This window comes from Petralouisia sp., assembly GCF_056822245.1.
The window spans coordinates 1-18,813 of sequence record NZ_JBQIOP010000064.1; the positions used below are offsets into that span (position 1 = coordinate 1).

Below are 18,813 nucleotides of genomic sequence, written 5' to 3' on the forward strand. Positions count from 1 at the left end.
AACGCCATAACAGCTATGCGGAAAACCCTGCATAGATTATTTTGCGACGATAACAAACTGGAAGAAAAAACAACAGAAACAGGAGGCGATAACCATGCACAAGACCAGTAAAGACCGTAAAATCCAGACCCAGCAGAACATCATAAACCGCCTGGAGGAAGAAAACAGAATCTTAAGGCAGCAGTTGGAGGCATACAGCCCTGAATGCATGGAATACAAGGCGAAACTCACAGGAGACGCATACCAGGAATACACGGAATTAATTGAAGAACTGAACGAAATGAAACAGGAGTATGTGGAACTAATTAAGGAAATGGCGGAAATGAAGGAAGAGATGAAACGGAAATGTAAGTGAATTTAGGTAAAAGGCAGTAGATATAAAATTCTGCTGCCTTTTATGTGTCAGAAAAATAGTTGCAAAACAAATAGAATTAGCAATAGTTTAAAGTGCTTTTAATTTAAGATAATTATGAATTGGACAAGTTATAGTAAGAATAAAATGATAAAAATGATATATAGTGAGGATATAATTTGGAAAAAAGTAATAAAAATATAAAAGTAACTGTAGTCTATGGAGATAAAAAATTAGTTGATTGTATGAAAAATGTAATTATTAAACGCACAAAACAATAGAAAATAGATCTTGTATCATGTATAATGGTTTTAGTGTACATGATACGAGGATATAATAAATACGATTGGAGAGAAGCAATATGAAAGGAAATCGTGCAGTATTATATCTAAGGCTGAGCAAAGAAGACGCTGATAAAATCAGCAAGGGAGATGATAGCGCAAGCATAAAAAATCAAAGACTTTTATTGACGGATTATGCTTTGACGCATAATTTTAAGATTGTTAAAGTGTATTCGGATGATGATGAAAGCGGGTTATATGATGATCGTCCAGACTTTGAAAAAATGATGATTGATGCAAAATTGAATGAGTTTGACATTATCATTGCAAAAACCCAGTCGAGATTTTCTAGAAATATGGAACATATTGAAAAATACCTGCACCATGATTTACCCAATCTGGGAATCAGATTTATTGGTGTCGTAGACGGCGTTGATACAGATAATGAAGAAAATAAAAAAAGCAGGCAGATTAATGGGCTTGTAAATGAATGGTATTGTGAAGATTTGTCCAAAAATATTCGAAGTTCTTTTAAAGCGAAAATGAAGAATGGACAATTTTTAGGTTCTTCTTGTCCTTATGGATATAAGAAAGATCCAGAAAATCATAATCATTTAGTTATTGATGAATATGCAGCGAAAATTGTAAAAAGAATTTATAAATTATATTTATCTGGGTATGGTAAAGCAAAAATAGGTTCTATATTGTCTTCAGAAGGCGTATTGATACCAACTTTATATAAACGGGAAGTATTGGGGGAGAATTATCATAATTCCAGAGCACTGGAAACTACAAGAAATTGGTCATATCAAACAATCCATACTATACTAAATAATGAGACTTACATAGGAAATTTAATCCAGAATAAAGTAAATACATTGTCTTACAAGGACAAAAAGAAAAAAATACTCCCGAAGGAAAAATGGATTATAGTTGAAAATACGCATGAGCCAATTATAGAACAGGAAATTTTTGAAATGGTACAGAAATTACAGAAAACACGTACAAAAAGTACAGGTTCTATGGAAGCAAATGGGCTTTTCTCTGGGATGTTATATTGTGCAGACTGTAAACATGCAATGTTAAGAAAGTATGCAAGGAGGGGGACTAAAGGATTTATAGGTTATATTTGCAAGACGTATAAAACACAGGGGAAACAATTTTGCGATAGTCACAGCATAGATATAAAAGATTTAGAGGAAGCAGTATTATTTTCTATAAAAAATGAAGCAAAAAAGATTTTGAATGAGGAAGATATTGATGAATTGAAAAAGATGGAGGTTTATAATGACAGCAGGGAATGTTATGAAATGCAGTTGGACGGTATTCAGAAAAGAATTGATAAAATAGAGAAATTCAAAAGAAAAACATATGATAATTTTATGGAAGATTTGATTTCTAAAGAAGAATATATGGAATATGTTTCTGGATATGAGGATGAAATTAAAAAATTGCAGGAGCAAAAAAGATTGTTAGAGGGCAAAGCTGATTTGAAACTGGAGTTAAATGCCCAATATGATGAATGGGTGGAGGCGTTTAAAAATTATATCAATATTAGAAAATTAACAAGAGATATGGTTTTGGAACTGATCGAGAGAATAGAAGTAAATAAAGATGGCTCTATTATAATCTATTATAAATTTCAAAATCCATATGGTTAGTGTCTACTATATATAAATGCTACACAGGCATCATTAGCGCTTGCAACAGAAATGCATTTCAGCATGGTTTCCACCGTCTGGGTTTCCCCGGATTCTAAGAATACCTGGGAACCGCCCATGCTTGCGGCATACTCCGATACGGTAACGGTATCCTCTAAGGCTATTTTTCCTTCCTCCAACGCATCAAAGATCAGAATCATGGTCATGATTTTGGTAATGCTTGCAGGATGGAGCGAGGTATGCGCATCCTTTTCATAGATAATCTGGCCGGTTGAGGCTTCCATTAATGCCACAGAAGGAGCGGAAACTGTGACTTCTTCTGCGGGAGGCTGTTCCGCCGGCGCTTCTGAAGTGGGAAGCAGGGAGGAAATCAGCAAACACGCAGATAAGAATAAAGACAATATACTATGCATATCAGAACCTCCATATGTTATATAACAGTTTAAGCGGGATGCTTGTATGATATGCCCGGTTTTTGCCGAAGGATAAGTTTGGATGGGCAAACGGGGCTTTTGAAAGGTAAAGACAAATGAGAATTATATTTTTTTTGTTCCTGGCGGTTTTTTGCTATATCCTGTGGCAAAAATGGGAACTGACCAAGTTTGGAATAACAGAATACAGGATATTCTCTTCCAAGATCAAAAAACGGGCCTGCGCAGCGGTGATTTCAGATCTCCATGGATTTTCTTATGGAAAAGAAAACTGGAAATTATCAGAAAAAATAAAAAAAATAAATCCAGATATAATTTTAATTCCGGGGGACATGCTGGTATCAAAATACAGCAATACTTATGAAACAGCCTTAAAGACACTGCAGGAGCTGGTAAAGATAGCCCCGGTCTACTACAGTTACGGAAATCATGAAAGCAGGCTGAATGCCCCGGAGAGAATCAATTATCCGCTGTTTCTGGAATATCTTTCCGGGGTAAAGGAAGCAGGCGTTACAGTGATGCAGACAGAGAGCAGGGAAATTTCCTTTGGGGAAAACCAGGTGCAGCTTTCAGCCCTGGAGCTGGAGCTTGCTTATTACGAAAAGGGCAGGGCCGTTCCTCTGGAGCCGGACTATTTAAAAGAACACCTTCCTCCTCAGAAGGAAGAAATGTTCCAGATTCTTCTTGCCCATAATCCGGCTTATGCCCGGGAATATATCCGTTGGGGAGCAGATGTCACTTTTTGCGGCCATAATCATGGAGGGCTGATTCGGATTCCGGGAATTGGCAGCGTGATATCCCCGCAGTTTACCTGGTTTCCCAAATATGATGCAGGCGATTTTGAACAGGACAAAAAGCATGTGATTGTCAGCCGGGGAATGGGAACCCATACGTTTCATATTCGGATTTTTAACAGAGCTGAGCTTTTGGCAGTGACATTTTTGCCGGAACATAAGGAATAAATGTATTATGCTGACAAAAAATCCCTTGAAAAAAACAGTGGATACAGGTAGAATAGGTAACAGTGCTGTTTGAACGGCCGTCAGCCTGTTCATGGAGTTTGGCCGCAGAGAAGATCGGGGCATAAGTGCTGTTTGTCAGGAGGAAAAATTTATGGATTTAACTGTGAAGCTGCAGGTTTTTGAGGGGCCGTTGGATTTGCTTCTGCATTTGCTGGAAAAGAATAAAGTGAATATTTATGATATTCCCATTGTGGAAATAACCAGCCAGTATATGGACTATATCAATGAAATGCAGCGGCAGGATTTGAATGTGGTCAGTGAATTTCTGGTGATGGCGGCTACCCTTCTCGATATTAAATCCAGAATGCTGCTTCCAAAAGAAGAGACAGAGCAGGAGGAGGAAGATCCAAGGGCGGAACTGGTGCAGAAATTACTGGAATATAAGATGTACAAGTGCATGTCTTATGAGCTGAAGGACAGGCAGGTGGATGCGGAGAAAGTCCTCTTTAAAATGCCGACCATACCGGAGGAAGTCAGAAAATACGAAGAACCGGTGGATTTACAGGAATTAATGTCAGATGTGACGCTGAAAAAGCTCAATGCAATTTTCCGCTCTATTATGAGAAAACAGGAGGACAAAATAGACCCCATTCGTTCCAGGTTCGGCAAAATTGAAAAAGAAGAAGTGTCTTTGGAGGAACGGATGTCATATCTGGAAGAATATGCGTTAAGCCACAGACAGTTCAGTTTTCGGGGGCTGTTGGAAGCCCAGAGCAGTAAAATGGAAGTGATTGTGACGTTTTTGTCGGTTCTGGAATTGATGAAAACGGGAAAGATACATATTTTGCAGGAGCATATTTTTGATGATATTATTATTTATTCCAACAGGGAAAACAGCCAGGTGCCGGCATAAGGAGTTAATATGAACAGGGAAAAATGTGAGGCGATCATTGAAGGCATTTTGTTTGCCATGGGAGAGTCTGTGGAGATTTCAAGGCTGGCAGAAGTTTTGGAAATTAGCCAGGAAGAAGTTTTGGACATGATACAGAACATGAGAGAGCGGTATCAGTCAGAGAACCGGGGAATCGAAATTATAGAAATTGAACATGCGGTTCAGATGTGCACCAAGAAAGAAATGTATGAATATCTGATCCGGATCGCAAAGCAGCCCAGGCGCCATGTGCTGACAGACGTGCTTTTGGAGACATTGTCCATTATTGCCTATAAACAGCCCATCACCAGGCTGGAGGTGGAGAAAATCAGAGGCGTAAGCTGCGCCCATGCCATCAACAAACTGGTGGAATACAACCTGGTATGCGAACTGGGGAGACTGGATGCCCCGGGAAGGCCGCTGCTGTTTGGAACCACCGAAGATTTTTTAAGAAGCTTCGGCGTTCAGTCCATCGAAGAACTTCCCGTACTGAATCAGGATCAACTGGAAGAATTCAAACAGCAGGCAGAAGAAGAAATGCACCTGAAACTGGATATTTGATCCTTACCATGAGGAGGGACCCAACACAAAGTAAAAGAGCGTCCAAAAAGCAGAAAGTTGGGAGGAGTCCTGATTCTTACCATGAGAAAAGACCAAATACCCCCCTAAACAAACACAACTAACCAACCAGGAACCCGCAGACAGGTTCCTGGTTGGTTAGTTGCTGTTACCCCAACGCTTAAATACCCCAGCATCTTACCTGCCCAAACATTCATCTGCCTCGATATTTAACCGCCGAAGTTATAATAAAAGAAATTTTTTAAAATAATTCACATAATGCCTTTAATAACCAAGAGCTTCCCCGATTAAAATAACTTTAATCCGCTTTGCAGGCGCGCTTCTTCTGGTGATGACCGTATGGGAGCAGATGCAGTCCGGGCTTAAGCAGTCGGAGCATAATCCGGTGGCTGCGCAGGGTGTGCTCCGGTTCAGACGGTTGGCATTCAGCGGAGAAGCAACATTTTTTACACGGGAAACGGCTTCTTCCAGTGTGGGACATACTTTGTTCATTCCGGCCAGGATGATCACATGCTCCGGCCCGTAAATCAAAGCTGCCAGACGGTTTCCGGTGCCGTCAATGTTCACCAGTTCGCCGTCCGCAGTGATGGCATTGCTGCTCATAAAGTAGTAGTCCGCATTCAGGGATTTGTGGTAGATTTCTTTTATTTCCTCCGGGGAGCCTGCTTTGCTGCGGTCTAACAGTGTGATGTCGCTGCGTTGATTTAGAGTATCAGCCATGCCGGATTCCGAAAATGTCATGGAACCGCCGAAGGATACGGTGCTGCCGGCAGGCACCAGTTGGGAGGCAAGGGTTACGGCGTCCTGGGCAGTTTTGCAGTAGTGGCATTCAAACTGCCGCCGTTCCAGGCTTTTCATGGTAACTTTTGCAAGGTTTTCGTAATAGGTTTCTGTTGGGGTCATAGAATTACTCCTTTCTTTCAAAGCTTCTGCAATTACAATTCTGGTATGTAAAAGGAAACGGTGTTTTGCGTAACAAGTGCTGCGCGTGTTTTTTCCATTATAAGTGATTAAGGTTTGCGCGTCAATTTTATTTATGGAAATTATATTGAGATTATGATTGTAAAAGCATATAATAAGAAAAATCAGCGCGGCAATTGGTGAAAGGAAGAAAGACTTTTCCAAAAGATTTGAAAAAAATGGTATTTGTGCTATAATATGCCCTGTGGATGAAAATATGAAATATCCATCCATACAGATTTTGCTGCGGTATTTAACTGTCGAAGCTACAAGACAAAATTTTCAGGAAAGGGGATTTTAATGGAACAAAAATTAAAAAAGCTGGCCTCTTATTACAAGCCCTACCTGCCGTTATTTCTTGCAGACATGTTTTTTGCAATTCTGGGCGCAGGGGTGACATTAGTAATTCCTTTGATTGTGCGTTATATTACGAATCATGTAATTACAATGGAAGTAGGCGCGGCGCTCCATAAGATTACAGGCCTGGCGGTTCTGATGCTGGCGTTGGTGGCAGTGGAGTGTTTCTGCAATTATTTTATTTCCAATTACGGCCATGTGATGGGGGCGAAGATTGAGTATGACATGCGGGCAGAGATTTTCAGCCATTACCAAAAGCTGTCATTTTCTTTTTTTAATAACCAGAAGGTGGGGCAGCTGATGTCCAGAATTACCAGTGATTTGTTTGACATCAGCGAGCTTCTGCACCATGGACCGGAGGATCTGGTGATTTCTGTCATTAAGATTTTAGGCTCTTTTGTGATTTTGCTGGGGATTGATGTGAAGCTGACCATGATTGCTTTTGCTTTTGTGCCGGTGATGCTTTTGTATGCCATGTATTTTAATACCAGGATGAAACGGGCCTTTAAGCGCAACCGGGTGAAAATTGCGGAAATCAACAGTCAGATTGAGGACAACCTTTCCGGCATCCGGGTGGTGAAATCCTTTGCCAACGAAGAGGTGGAGCTGGACAAATTTGAGGAGGGCAACCAGGGATTTCTGGCAGCCAAGAAGAACAGCTACCGGTATATGGCGGGCTATCATTCGGGCCTGGGCGCGCTGACAACACTGATTACCATTGTGGTACTGGTGGCAGGCGCAGTTCTGATTACCAACGGACAGGTGGATGTGACGGATTTAATCACGTTTCTCCTTTATATCAATACCTTTACCGAACCGGTGAAAAAACTGATTAACTTTACGGAACAGTTTCAGAACGGCTACACCGGGTATGAGCGTTTTATGGAAATGATGGCCATTAATCCTGACATTGCCGACAAACCGGGAGCGGCGGAGCTGAAAAATGTCAAAGGAGATATTTCTTTTGACAATGTATCATTCCATTATGAAGAAAATACAGAAACGGTGCTGAACCACATCAATCTGGAAGTAGAAGCAGGATCTTATATGGCCCTGGTGGGTTCCTCCGGCGCCGGAAAAAGTACCTTGTGCAGCCTGATTCCCAGGTTTTATGACGTGACGGGCGGCACGGTGAAAATTGACGGGCAGGATATCCGGGAGGTGACCTTAAAGAGCCTGCGCAGCCAGATTGGCATTGTGCAGCAGGATGTGTATTTATTTGTGGGAACGGTCATGGACAATATCCGTTACGGCAGGCCGGACGCCACCCCAGAGGAAGTGGTGCAGGCTGCCAAAAACGCCAATGCCCATGAATTTATAATGGCCTTGCCGGACGGGTATGATACGGATATCGGGCAGCGGGGCGTGAAGCTTTCCGGCGGACAGAAGCAAAGATTGTCCATTGCGCGGGTATTTTTGAAAAATCCGCCCATACTGATCTTTGACGAGGCCACTTCGGCTTTAGATAATGAAAGCGAAAAAGTGGTGCAGGAATCTCTGGAAAAACTGGCGAAAAACCGTACCACGTTTGTGATTGCCCACCGGCTGTCTACCATACGCAATGCCCAGAAAATCCTGGTGCTGACAGACAGCGGCATTGAAGAAGAGGGAACACACAAAGAACTGTTAGAAAAAGAAGGCATTTATGCAAGGCTCTACAGCATGCAGTTTGCCGGATAGGAGATTTATGGAAATCGAATTTAAGAAAATCGGACTGGAAGACCGGGAACTCATTGACAGGTATCTGAATCAGAAAACATACCGAAGCTGTGAACTGATTTTTCCGAATATTTATCTGTGGAGCCGGAAATATCCTACGGATTATGCCATTGTGGAGGATACACTGGTGTTTCGGGGAACCCTGGAGAACGGGGAGCCAAGCATTACATTTCCGGCAGGGGAGCAGGAGCAGATTCGCAAAGCGGTGGATGTGATGATGGAGTGGTTTCACAGGGAACAGAAAGAATTTCACATGCATCTGGTGCAGGAGCCGGAATTTGAATTGCTGGAATTATGGTATCCGGGGAAATTCCAGGTAGCATATGACAGGGATTTTGCCGATTACGTCTATGAGACGGAAAAGCTCACAACGCTGGCCGGCAAAAAACTTCACGGAAAGCGGAACCATATCAATAAATTCAAAGAAAATTACCCGGAATGGGTTTATGAGCCGGTGACAGGTGAAAATGTGGAGGAATGCTTTCAGATGGCTTTAAAATGGCGGACGGAGGCAGAATGTGAGCAGGACGAGGAAAAACGGGCGGAAATGTGCGTTACGCTGAATGCGCTGCGCCTGTTTGAAGAACTGAAGCTGAAGGGCGGACTTCTTCGGACCGAAAAGAACGGGGAAGTTGTGGCGTTTACCCTGGGAGAGCCTTTGAATGCTGATACGTTTGTGGTGCATATTGAAAAAGCATTTGCAGAAATTCAGGGGGCTTATCCTATGATAAATCAGCAGTTTGTATCCCATGAAGCCCAGGATTACCAGTATGTGAACCGGGAAGAGGATACCGGTGCGGAAGGGCTTCGGAAGGCGAAATTGTCCTACCGTCCGGTATTTCTGGTGGAAAAAGGCATGGTGAGCTATGCAGATTCACCGGCCTGAATGCCGTTTGGCTGAAGCGAAAACTGACAGGAGTAAGAAAGTGCAGCCTGCAGAGGACGAATGATCTGCGGGAGAAACGGAGGGAAAATCAGTGACAAAGATTGATATTATATCAGGATTTTTAGGCGCAGGAAAAACAACTTTTATCAAAAAAATGCTGGAGGATGTATTTCAGGGTGAAAAAATCGTTCTGATTGAAAATGAATTTGGGGAAATCGGCATTGACGGCGGATTTTTGAAGGATTCCGGCATTGAAATCAGCGAATTAAATTCCGGCTGCATCTGCTGTTCCCTGGTGGGAGATTTTGGAAAAAATCTGCGGGAAGTCATGGAGCGTTTTCATCCGGAACGGATACTTATTGAGCCTTCCGGCGTGGGAAAACTTTCGGATGTTATGAAATCCGTGCAGGAAGTGGAGCAGGAAAATGAAGTAAAATTAAACGGGAGGATTACGGTGGTAAATACTGCCAAGGCCACCAAGCAGATGAAAGCCTTCGGTGAATTTTTCAATAACCAGATTGAATATGCCACCGTAGTTGTGCTGAGCCGTACCCAGAATGTGAAACCGGAGCAGACAGAGCTTGTGGTAAAAGCCATCCGGGAGAAAAATCCGGATGCCGCTGTGATTACCACGCCCTGGGATGAGATTGACGGAATGCAGATTTATAAGGTGATAGAGCAGCAGAAATCACTGGAAGAAGAGCTGTTGGAAGAACAGAAGAATCGCCGGGAAGCCCATGACCACAGTCATTGCCATGATCATAGCCACGACCATGGCCACGGAGAGCATGACCATAGCCATGACCATGGAGACCATAGCCATAGCCACGGAGAGCACGAGCACTGCCATCATCATGGCCCCGACTGCACCTGCGGCTGTCACGATCATGATCATCACCACCATGCCGATGAAATATTTACAAGCTGGGGAAGGGAAACTCCTCATGTGTTCACCAGAGAAGTAATTGAACATGCCATGAAGGCCTTCTGCGATACAGAGGATTACGGTGTAATTCTGCGGGCAAAGGGCATGGTTCCGGCAGAGGACGGCACATGGATTTATTTTGACATGGTGGACGGGGAGTATGAACTGCGTACCGGAGAGGCGGATTACACCGGAAGGCTCTGTGTGATTGGAACTGATATTCAGGAGGAAAAACTGGCGGAGCTGTTTGGAATATAGAAAGGTCGTGAAAAAATGGAAATACCGGTATATTTATTTTCCGGCTTTATGGACAGCGGAAAAAGCTCCCTGATACGGGAAACGCTGGTGGAAGGGGATTTCAGTGAAAACGGCAGGACGCTTTTGATTCTCTGTGAGGACGGGGAAGTGGAATTCGAAGAAGAAGAGCTGCTGAAAGTAAATACAAAGCTTGCAATGATAGAAGAAGAGGAAGGGTTTACCAGTGAAAAACTGCAGGAACTGGACAAAACCTACCGTCCGGACCAGGTGTTTATAGAATACAACGGAACCTGGCAGATGGCTTCGTTTCTGGAGACGGAGCTACCGAAAAACTGGGTGTTGGTGCAGTCTCTTGCAACCGTGGACGCCACCACCTTTGAAATGTATCTGGCCAATATGCGGGCCATGATTATGGAGCAGTTATTTGCAGCAGACGTGGTGATTATCAATCGCTGCACCGATGATACTCCTAAGGGTAAATTCCGCCGGGCCATTAAGGCTTTGAACCGGAAAGCCCAGATTGCCTATGAACGGGAGGACGGCACCATAGATGAAAATGATATGGAAGCTCTGCCCTATGATTTGAATCAGGAGGTGATTGAGATCACCGACATGGATTACGGCATCTGGTATATGGACGCTCTGGACGACCCGAAAAAATATGAAGGGAAAAAGGTGCGTTTTCTGGCATTGGTATACCGTCCGGAAAAAATGAAAAAGGGAGTGTTTATTCCGGGACGTTTTGCCATGACCTGCTGCGCCGATGACATTACTTTCATAGGATTTAAATGTAAATTTAACAAAGCCTCAGACATACCGCATAAATCATGGATTACTATTACAGCGGAGATGAAAAATGAATTTGCCATGGAGTACAGGGGAAAGGGCCCGGTGCTGTATGCCCTGGAGGTAGAGCCGGCAAAACAGCCGGAGGATGATCTGATTTATTTCAGTTAGAGGCGGGATGAAGCATATGGAACAGGACAGCAGATTATCAGATCGGATTGCAGACAGCATTTTATCTATGATTACCGTAGAGCAGCGGTTTCTGCCAGGCAGCAAACTGCCCAATGAGAATATCTTATCGGAGGAATTAAAGGTAAGCCGCACTACGCTGCGGGAGGCGATTCGGATTCTTGCAACCGGAGGGATTCTGGAAATCCGGCGGGGCAGAGGCACCTTTGTACGGGAAGATTTTGAAGTGAGCCAGTTTCAGGAATTTTCCCGTCTTGCCCCTGAAAAAGTCAATGTCAGGGATTTGTATGAAATACGCTTGATTTTTGAACCGGAGGCAGCGCGTTATGCGGCTTTACGCGCCACAGAAGAAGAAATTCAGCGTATTCTGGCTCTGGGACAGGAAGTCGAGGAACGGATACGGCAGGGGAAGGACCGCACCAAAGTGGAGCAGTCCTTTCACAAATCCATTGCCAGAGCCACCCACAATGAGTTTATCAATCAGTTAATGCCGGTGATTTATGAGGGCATCAACAAGGGAGTGAAATTATCAGAATCCTACGAAGAAGCGGTACAGGCCACGCTGGCCGATCACAAGATGCTGATGGATTTTCTGAAAGCACGGAATGGAGAAGGAGCCTGCAATGCCATGCGGATACATATTCTGCATGCCATGGATCAGCTTCCCATGGAGTAGCGTTCCTGCGTATCGACATACCTGAGTTATGTCAGGATTTTGACGCACAGGCAGGAAGAGAGAGGAAAAATCAATGGAAAGAAAGATATTAAAAGAAGTTTTAACAAATGTGGGACTGATATTACTGGCCCTTGCCTTTGGTTTCTTCTTAAACAAATTTATGATTGCCAATGCGCAGGTGCCGACTTCCTCCATGGAGACTACCGTGATGGCAGGAGACAGAATCCTTGTGAACCGTCTTTCTTATGTGTTCAGTGAGCCAAAGCGGGGAGATATTGTAACCTTTATCTATCCCGACGACGGAGAAACCCTCTACCTGAAACGGGTGATGGGGCTTCCCGGAGAAACCATTGAGGGAAAAGACGGCAAAATCTACATTGACGGGGAACCTCTGGAACCGGATTATACCAAAGAAGTCAGCGAAGATGATTTCGGGCCCTATACCGTACCGGAAGGAACTTACTTTATGATGGGAGATAACCGCAACGATTCCTGGGATTCCAGATATTGGGAACATAAATTTGTGGAAGCGGAAGATATCATCGGAAAAGCCGCTGTCAGCTATTTTCCCCATCCCCGCATATTGAAATAGCAGAACAGATATTTAACCGCCGGAGTAATACATATGTATTGGGTATCTCCATATACAGACAGTCCCAAACGGGACTTCCTCAAAGCCTCCGGCTTGTGTGAGGAAGTCCCGTTTTGAATTGCCGCCTGTATCAAAATATCTTCTTTGATTCAGAATTCAGACGGCGCCCTTCCTGCTCTGCAGTATCCGGGCAATTGTTTCCAGAATCAAAGGAATATCAATGGGCTTCGTCAAATGTGCGTCCATGCCGCTTTCCTTAGACATTTGCTTGTCGCTGTCAAAAGCGTCTGCCGACAATGCAATGATAGGAATGTGGGATACGGACGGTTCCGGAAGTCTGCGGATAGCCCTGGCCGCTTCCCAGCCATTCATCACAGGCATTTGGATATCCATCAGAATCAGGTCGAAATCCTCCGGCGAAGCAAGCTCCATTTTTTCTACGGCAGCCTGGCCGTTGATGGCGGTTTCCACAATAAATCCCATGCCCTGGAGAATCTCTGTTTCAATTTCCAGATTAGCCATATTGTCGTCCACCAGAAGAATTTTCTTGTTCAGCAGACTGGAAAAAACATCTTCCGTATGGTTGACGCAGGAGAGCGGATGGGTTTGAAGCCGGAGCCGGAGAATTACCGTAAAAGCGCTGCCTTTTCCCGGAGAACTGTCAATCTGAATCGTTCCGCCCATCATATCCACAATGCTTTTTACAATGGTAAGGCCCAGTCCGGAGCCGTGAATTCCGCTGAAGGTTGTATTTTTTTCCCGTTCGAAGGGTTCGTAAATACGCTGCAGGAAATCTTCGCTGATACCGATTCCGTTGTCTTTGACCACAAATTGATACACTGCAAAATTATTGGGAAATTTCTCCAGCTCTTCTGCGATGAGCTCTACGGTTCCGTCATATTCTGTATACGTAATGGCATTAGCTGCAAGATTGGTCAGAAGCTGCCGCAGCTTGTCCTGATCTCCGAAAATATCACAATGGGTCATTCCCGCAGAATCCACAGAAAAGGTAATATTTTTTTCCTCGGCCTGGGGAAGCAGATTTTCATGAATATCCTGGACAATATCGCTCAAATTGCATTCTGTTTCTGTAATGCGGGTGTCGTTGGATTCTGACCAGGAGATTTCCAGTACTTTTTCAATCAGCTCCAAAAGCTGCCGGCTGGCAATGTCAATCTTGCGGAGATAATCCAGTACAGCCTGGCTGTCTGCCATGTGCTTTCTGGCCAGGGTAGTGTAACCGAAAATCGCATTCAGCGGCGTGCGCATGTCATGGGACATATTGGAGAGAAAGGTGTTCTTGGCATTGATGGCAATATTTGCCGTATTCAGCGCTTCTTCATACAGCTGTTTCTGTTCCATCTCTCGTTGGACTTCCTCGTCTACTTTCCGGTAGCCCATAACAACCTGGGAAATGCGATCCCGGCTGCCTACATTTACGATACGAAGCTGCAGATATTGCAGTTCTTCGCCGTTGATGACGCGGTAATTGGTATAATATGTTTTACTGGTTGCAAGTTTTTTGCGGATATATGCAGGATCGCTGACCCTGAGAATCAGTTGCCGGTCTTCCGGATGCACCCAGGTATTTACGTAATCGGATAAATACCAGCTCAGCTGCCGCGGCTGAAATTTCCTACCGAACTGAAGCTCTGTTCTGCTGCTGAGACGATAGGGCAGTATCCGGTCAGCGTCCAAGTCGGCATAGAGGATGGAGTCATAATTCACGCTGAGTCCCTCGATCACTTCCAGCCGGCGCAGATGCTCCTGATTAATCAGCTTTCGTTCTTTGTCGTATTCTTCGATTAAATTTTGCAGTTTTTGCTCTTTTTGCTTTTTCTCCTGCAGAAGCTGCTGCTTTTCGGAAAGGTGCCGGTTCTTTTTGTCTGTAGTGTCTAAAAGAAATACGTAGAAAATTCCTCCCACAGAGTTGATATGAATATAATGGCCGTAATCCTCAATCCAGCGGATTTCCCCATCCGTTCGGATAATCCGGTATTCCACAAAATCCAGATCATACTGACTGTCGGCAATTTGCTCCTGAATGCTTTGCTCCACGTCCGCCAAATCATCCGGGTGAACGATGCCGCGGAAGGATTTGCCGGTAAATTCCATAAATTCTTCCAGGGTATCGCACTGAAAAATCCGCAGCAGGGATTTGTTGGCATAGATAATTTCTTCTGACTCATCGGCGCGGTAGATCAGAAATCCGCCTGGTATTTCATCCATAAAAGCAATAATTTCCTGAACGGTCTCATTTTCCTGAGGTTCTGAAGCAGTCAGGAAATATTTAAACAAGTTATGATTTGTTGTTGGTTTACTCATGTCATGTCCCCCTGATAAGCAGATTATCATACACTGAACTATCATTCAGTGTAGCATATTTTGGCAGAAAAGTCAATTTTTCAAGGGGTTATTTGTCAAACAATGGTATTGACAGCAGACAACTAAATGTGTATAATACAGAAATGAAAAATAAAGTTTATTTGGCATGGTGAGATAGTGAAACAAGAGAAAGAGAGGAAGAAAAATGAGAAGTGATCATGTAAAAAAAGGAATGCAGCAGGCCCCCCACCGTTCTCTGTTTAATGCGTTGGGATTTACCAGTGAAGAGATGGAGAAACCGTTAGTTGGAATTGTAAGCTCCTATAATGAAATCGTTCCGGGGCATATGAATCTGGACAAAATTGTAAATGCAGTGAAGCTGGGGGTAGCAGAGGCCGGCGGCGTTCCGGTGGTATTTCCGGCCATTGCAGTTTGTGACGGAATTGCCATGGGGCATACCGGCATGAAATATTCCCTGGTTACCCGTGATCTGATTGCGGATTCCACGGAATGTATGGCGCTGGCTCATCAGTTTGACGCTCTGGTGATGGTGCCGAATTGTGATAAGAATGTGCCGGGGCTTCTGATGGCGGCGGCAAGAATCAATGTGCCTACGGTGTTCGTATCCGGCGGGCCCATGCTGGCAGGCCGTGTGAAAGGGAAAAAGACCAGTCTTTCGTCCATGTTTGAGGCAGTGGGCTCTTATGCGGCAGGAACTATGACAGAAGAGGACGTATGTGAATTTGAGGAGAAGGCATGTCCCACCTGCGGTTCCTGCTCCGGCATGTATACCGCCAATTCCATGAACTGCCTGACAGAAGCCCTGGGCATGGGACTGAAGGGAAACGGAACCATTCCGGCCGTTTATTCTGACCGTCTCCGTCTGGCAAAACATGCCGGCATGGCTGTGATGGAAATGTATCGAAAGAATATCTGTCCCAGAGACATTATGACAAAGGAAGCCGTTTTGAATGCGCTGACAGTGGATATGGCCCTGGGATGCTCCACCAACAGCATGCTCCATCTTCCGGCCATTGCCCATGAAATAGGATTTGATTTCGATATTGGATTTGCCAACGAAATCAGTGAAAAGACGCCGAACCTCTGTCATCTGGCGCCGGCAGGACCTACGTATATGGAAGATCTGAACGAAGCAGGCGGCGTTTATGCGGTTATGAACGAACTGGCAGAATTAAATTTATTAAATCTGGATTGTATTACTGTAACAGGAAAGACTGTAGGGGAAAATATCAAAGGGTGCACCAATAAGAACCCGGAAGTCATCCGCCCGCTGGACAATCCCTACAGCGCTACCGGCGGCCTTGCCGTATTGAAAGGAAATCTGGCGCCGGAAGGCAGCGTGGTAAAACGTTCTGCAGTTGCGCCGGAAATGATGGTGCATGAAGGCCCGGCCCGGGTATTTGACTGTGAAGAGGATGCCATTGCAGCTATCAAGGGCGGAAAAATTGTTGCCGGCGATGTGGTGGTTATCCGGTATGAAGGCCCCAAAGGCGGCCCGGGTATGCGTGAAATGTTAAATCCAACTTCAGCAATTGCAGGAATGGGCTTAGGCTCCACGGTTGCACTGATTACAGACGGACGGTTTTCCGGCGCGAGCCGGGGCGCTTCCATTGGCCATGTTTCTCCGGAAGCAGCGGTAGGAGGAGCCATTGCACTGGTGGAAGAGGGAGATACTATCAAAATTAACATTCCGGAGATGAAACTGGAACTGGATGTGCCGGAAGAAACCCTTGCAGCGCGGAAAGCAGCTTTAAAGCCCAGAACTCCGAAGGTAACAGAAGGATATCTGGCCCGTTATGCCCAGATGGTGACCTCCGGCGCAACCGGAGCCGTGATGAAGAAGGAACTGTCATAATGCAGAGGAGTTTGGTATGTTGAGAATTGGATGTCATCTGTCCTCCTCCAAAGGCTTTTTGGCTATGGGAAAAGAGGCAGTGAAAATAGGCGCGAACACCTTTCAGTTTTTTACCAGAAATCCAAGGGGCGGCAAGGCAAAAGCTTTAGATCCGGCTGATATTGCCGCCTATCTGGAGTATGCAAAGGAGCATGGGCTGGCTGAGATTCTGGCCCATGCGCCCTATGTCTTAAATGCCTGCGCCAGGGATGAGGGGCTGCGGCAATTTGCTTATGAAACCATGTGCGATGATTTGAGCCGTCTGGAGTATATTCCCAATGCCATGTATAATTTCCATCCCGGCAGCCATGTGAAGCAGGGGGTGGAAACCGGAATCCAGTATATTTCTGATATGCTGAACCGGATCAATGAGAAAGGATATCAGTCTGTGATCCTTCTGGAAACTATGGCGGGAAAAGGAACGGAAATCGGCAGGAATTTTGAAGAACTGCGGGAACTCATAGATCGTGTGGAGGACAGCAGCCGTCTGGGAGTCTGCATGGATACCTGCCATGTGTTTGACGGCGGGTATGATATTGCAGGAAATCTGGAGCAGGTATTAGAGGAATTTGACCGTGTGATTGGACTGAAACGGCTGAAAGCCATGCATTTAAATGACAGCATGAACGGACTGGGAAGTCACAAAGACCGTCATGAGAAAATCGGGGAGGGCAGCATTGGCCTTTTGGCCTTTGGCGCCATTGTCACCCATCCCCGGCTGAGCCATCTGCCGTTCTTTTTGGAAACGCCCAATGACCTTGACGGATATCAGCGGGAAATTGCATTGCTGCGAAAGGAAGCCGGGACATGAGAAAAAGAAAATCCTCCGCCGTTTCAAAAAGAAGCATTTTCGCAGGCGCAGTCTGTTTGTGTCTGCTGATTGGCGCGGCAGTGATTCAGCAGAATTGGGGAAAACAGGGCCATGAAGCCGGACAGGAGCAGTCTGCAGAAACTGCAGTTTTGGAAGATAAAAAGAAAGAGTCTGCTGAAACGGCGGACATGGAGCATATGGAAGAGCCGTCCGCCAAAGCTTCAGAACAGAAAGAGCCCGGGGAACAGGAGGTTACAAAGCCAGACAGCGATGCTTCGGAGAATTCTGAAACATCGGCCCCAGCCCAGAGCAGCTCCCGGATATTGGAATTAGCGAATATTCAGGCAATGGCTGCCGGGGAAATTCTGGACGTTTCCGCCTTATCCCGGGAATTTTTGGACAGCCTGTTCTACAGTCAGGAAATCTCAGAGGAGCTCCGTCAGCGTATCTGGGGCAGCTCCTATCAGGAAAACAATCATATTTCCCTGTCAGAGCTTCGCTATCTGCGGGTGCTTCATGCGGGATTTGACGGAGAAACCCATATCGGGGAATTGATCGTCAATCAGTCCATTGCGGAGGATATATTAGAGATTATGTCTGAATTATACCGTCAGAATTATCCGATTGAGAAAATGCTTCTGATTGACGAGTACGGCGCAGACGATGAGAGCTCCATGTCAGATAATAATACATCTGCATTTAATTACCGCGAAATTGCAGGCTCTTCCAAGCTTTCCAGACATGCCCTGGGTCTGGCCGTTGATATCAATCCCAGATATAACCCTTATGTGAAGCAAAAAGCCGGAGAAGTTCTGGTAAGCCCTGCCAACGGCGGAGCATACGCGGACAGAAGCCAGGAATTTCCTTATAAAATCACAGAAGGAGATTTGTGTCTGCAGCTTTTTTCAGAATATGGCTTTCAGTGGGGCGGATACTGGAATTCTGTGAAGGATTATCAGCATTTTGAGAAATAGTGGAATTGATTTATAAATATGCTGTAGGATTAAGCGTGCTGAAAAATCATGGAGGGGCTGTCGCATTAAGAAATACAACTACAAGATATGGTATAATTTTTGGTTACAAATTATTATATCTTGTATGTTTACTTCTTAATGTGACAGCCCCTTCATTTTTATTGTTTGATGTGTCCCATCCGTTAATTTCGCTGAAAAAACAGCTATAATTGAAGGCCCGGTTTACAAAATATTTTCTATATT

Annotated in this window: 16 protein-coding genes and 1 pseudogene; 14 read left to right on the top strand and 3 right to left on the bottom strand. The window is 44.8% G+C overall.

Annotated elements, in window-relative coordinates:
- The first annotated feature begins 94 nt into the window (after nt 1-94).
- Complete coding sequence (locus ACTO17_RS17795; RefSeq protein ID WP_482558888.1) at nt 95-355, top strand: hypothetical protein; 261 nt, start codon at nt 95-97, stop codon at nt 353-355.
- Nucleotides 356-713: 358 nt separating this feature from the next.
- Complete coding sequence (locus ACTO17_RS17800) at nt 714-2,294, top strand: recombinase family protein (protein ID WP_482558889.1); 1,581 nt, start codon at nt 714-716, stop codon at nt 2,292-2,294.
- Between the two features lie 17 nt (nt 2,295-2,311).
- On the opposite strand, the pseudogene ACTO17_RS17805 reads toward ACTO17_RS17800, so the two are convergent.
- Nucleotides 2,312-2,707: pseudogene (locus ACTO17_RS17805) on the bottom strand (D-alanyl-D-alanine carboxypeptidase family protein); the annotation flags it as partial.
- Nucleotides 2,708-2,823: 116 nt separating this feature from the next.
- Between ACTO17_RS17805 and ACTO17_RS17810 the strand changes: the two are divergent.
- The 3 genes from ACTO17_RS17810 (at nt 2,824) to scpB (ending at nt 5,179) form a co-directional block, all read left to right on the top strand.
- Nucleotides 2,824-3,687: a metallophosphoesterase gene (locus tag ACTO17_RS17810; protein WP_482558890.1), complete on the top strand. Its 864-nt coding sequence runs from the start codon at nt 2,824-2,826 to the stop codon at nt 3,685-3,687.
- A gap of 151 nt (nt 3,688-3,838) precedes the next feature.
- Nucleotides 3,839-4,600, top strand: a complete 762-nt coding sequence (locus tag ACTO17_RS17815) for a segregation and condensation protein A (RefSeq protein ID WP_482558891.1) — start codon at nt 3,839-3,841, stop codon at nt 4,598-4,600.
- Between the two features lie 9 nt (nt 4,601-4,609).
- Nucleotides 4,610-5,179: an SMC-Scp complex subunit ScpB gene (gene scpB, locus ACTO17_RS17820; protein ID WP_482558892.1), complete on the top strand. Its 570-nt coding sequence runs from the start codon at nt 4,610-4,612 to the stop codon at nt 5,177-5,179.
- A 282-nt stretch (nt 5,180-5,461) separates the two neighbouring features.
- Here the strand turns inward: scpB and ACTO17_RS17825 are convergent, their stop codons facing one another.
- Nucleotides 5,462-6,100, bottom strand: a complete 639-nt coding sequence (locus ACTO17_RS17825) for a lactate utilization protein (protein ID WP_172535854.1) — start codon at nt 6,098-6,100, stop codon at nt 5,462-5,464.
- A gap of 357 nt (nt 6,101-6,457) precedes the next feature.
- Between ACTO17_RS17825 and ACTO17_RS17830 the strand changes: the two genes are divergently transcribed.
- The 6 genes from ACTO17_RS17830 (at nt 6,458) to lepB (ending at nt 12,545) form a co-directional block, all read left to right on the top strand.
- Complete coding sequence (locus tag ACTO17_RS17830) at nt 6,458-8,194, top strand: ABC transporter ATP-binding protein (protein WP_482558893.1); 1,737 nt, start codon at nt 6,458-6,460, stop codon at nt 8,192-8,194.
- A gap of 7 nt (nt 8,195-8,201) precedes the next feature.
- Nucleotides 8,202-9,119, top strand: coding sequence for a DUF2156 domain-containing protein (locus ACTO17_RS17835; RefSeq protein ID WP_172535852.1), 918 nt, complete (start codon nt 8,202-8,204; stop codon nt 9,117-9,119).
- 91 nt (nt 9,120-9,210) lie between these two features.
- On the top strand, nt 9,211-10,302 hold the full coding sequence (locus tag ACTO17_RS17840; protein ID WP_482558894.1) for a CobW family GTP-binding protein: 1,092 nt from the start codon (nt 9,211-9,213) through the stop codon (nt 10,300-10,302).
- Between the two features lie 15 nt (nt 10,303-10,317).
- Complete coding sequence (locus ACTO17_RS17845) at nt 10,318-11,259, top strand: TIGR03943 family putative permease subunit (protein WP_172535851.1); 942 nt, start codon at nt 10,318-10,320, stop codon at nt 11,257-11,259.
- 16 nt (nt 11,260-11,275) lie between these two features.
- Complete coding sequence (locus ACTO17_RS17850) at nt 11,276-11,953, top strand: FadR/GntR family transcriptional regulator (protein WP_482558895.1); 678 nt, start codon at nt 11,276-11,278, stop codon at nt 11,951-11,953.
- A 73-nt stretch (nt 11,954-12,026) separates the two neighbouring features.
- On the top strand, nt 12,027-12,545 hold the full coding sequence (lepB, locus tag ACTO17_RS17855; protein WP_482558896.1) for a signal peptidase I: 519 nt from the start codon (nt 12,027-12,029) through the stop codon (nt 12,543-12,545).
- 156 nt (nt 12,546-12,701) lie between these two features.
- Here the strand turns inward: lepB and ACTO17_RS17860 are convergent, their stop codons facing one another.
- Nucleotides 12,702-14,870 carry a hybrid sensor histidine kinase/response regulator gene (locus tag ACTO17_RS17860; protein ID WP_482558897.1) on the bottom strand — a complete coding sequence of 723 codons (2,169 nt, stop codon included), beginning with the start codon at nt 14,868-14,870 and terminating at the stop codon, nt 12,702-12,704.
- A gap of 205 nt (nt 14,871-15,075) precedes the next feature.
- Between ACTO17_RS17860 and ilvD the strand changes: the two genes are divergently transcribed.
- From ilvD to ACTO17_RS17875, 3 genes are read left to right on the top strand one after another with little or no spacing between them, the layout of a single operon-like run.
- The gene (ilvD, locus tag ACTO17_RS17865; RefSeq protein WP_482558898.1) at nt 15,076-16,746 is read left to right on the top strand and encodes a dihydroxy-acid dehydratase; all 1,671 of its coding nucleotides are present in this window, start codon (nt 15,076-15,078) and stop codon (nt 16,744-16,746) included.
- A 16-nt stretch (nt 16,747-16,762) separates the two neighbouring features.
- A complete protein-coding gene (locus ACTO17_RS17870; RefSeq protein ID WP_482558899.1) occupies nt 16,763-17,596 on the top strand; it encodes a deoxyribonuclease IV in 834 nt (277 codons plus the stop codon).
- Nucleotides 17,593-18,570, top strand: coding sequence for a M15 family metallopeptidase (locus ACTO17_RS17875; RefSeq protein WP_482558900.1), 978 nt, complete (start codon nt 17,593-17,595; stop codon nt 18,568-18,570). Before ACTO17_RS17870 ends, ACTO17_RS17875 begins: the two co-directional genes overlap by 4 nt.
- Nucleotides 18,571-18,813 lie beyond the last annotated feature (243 nt).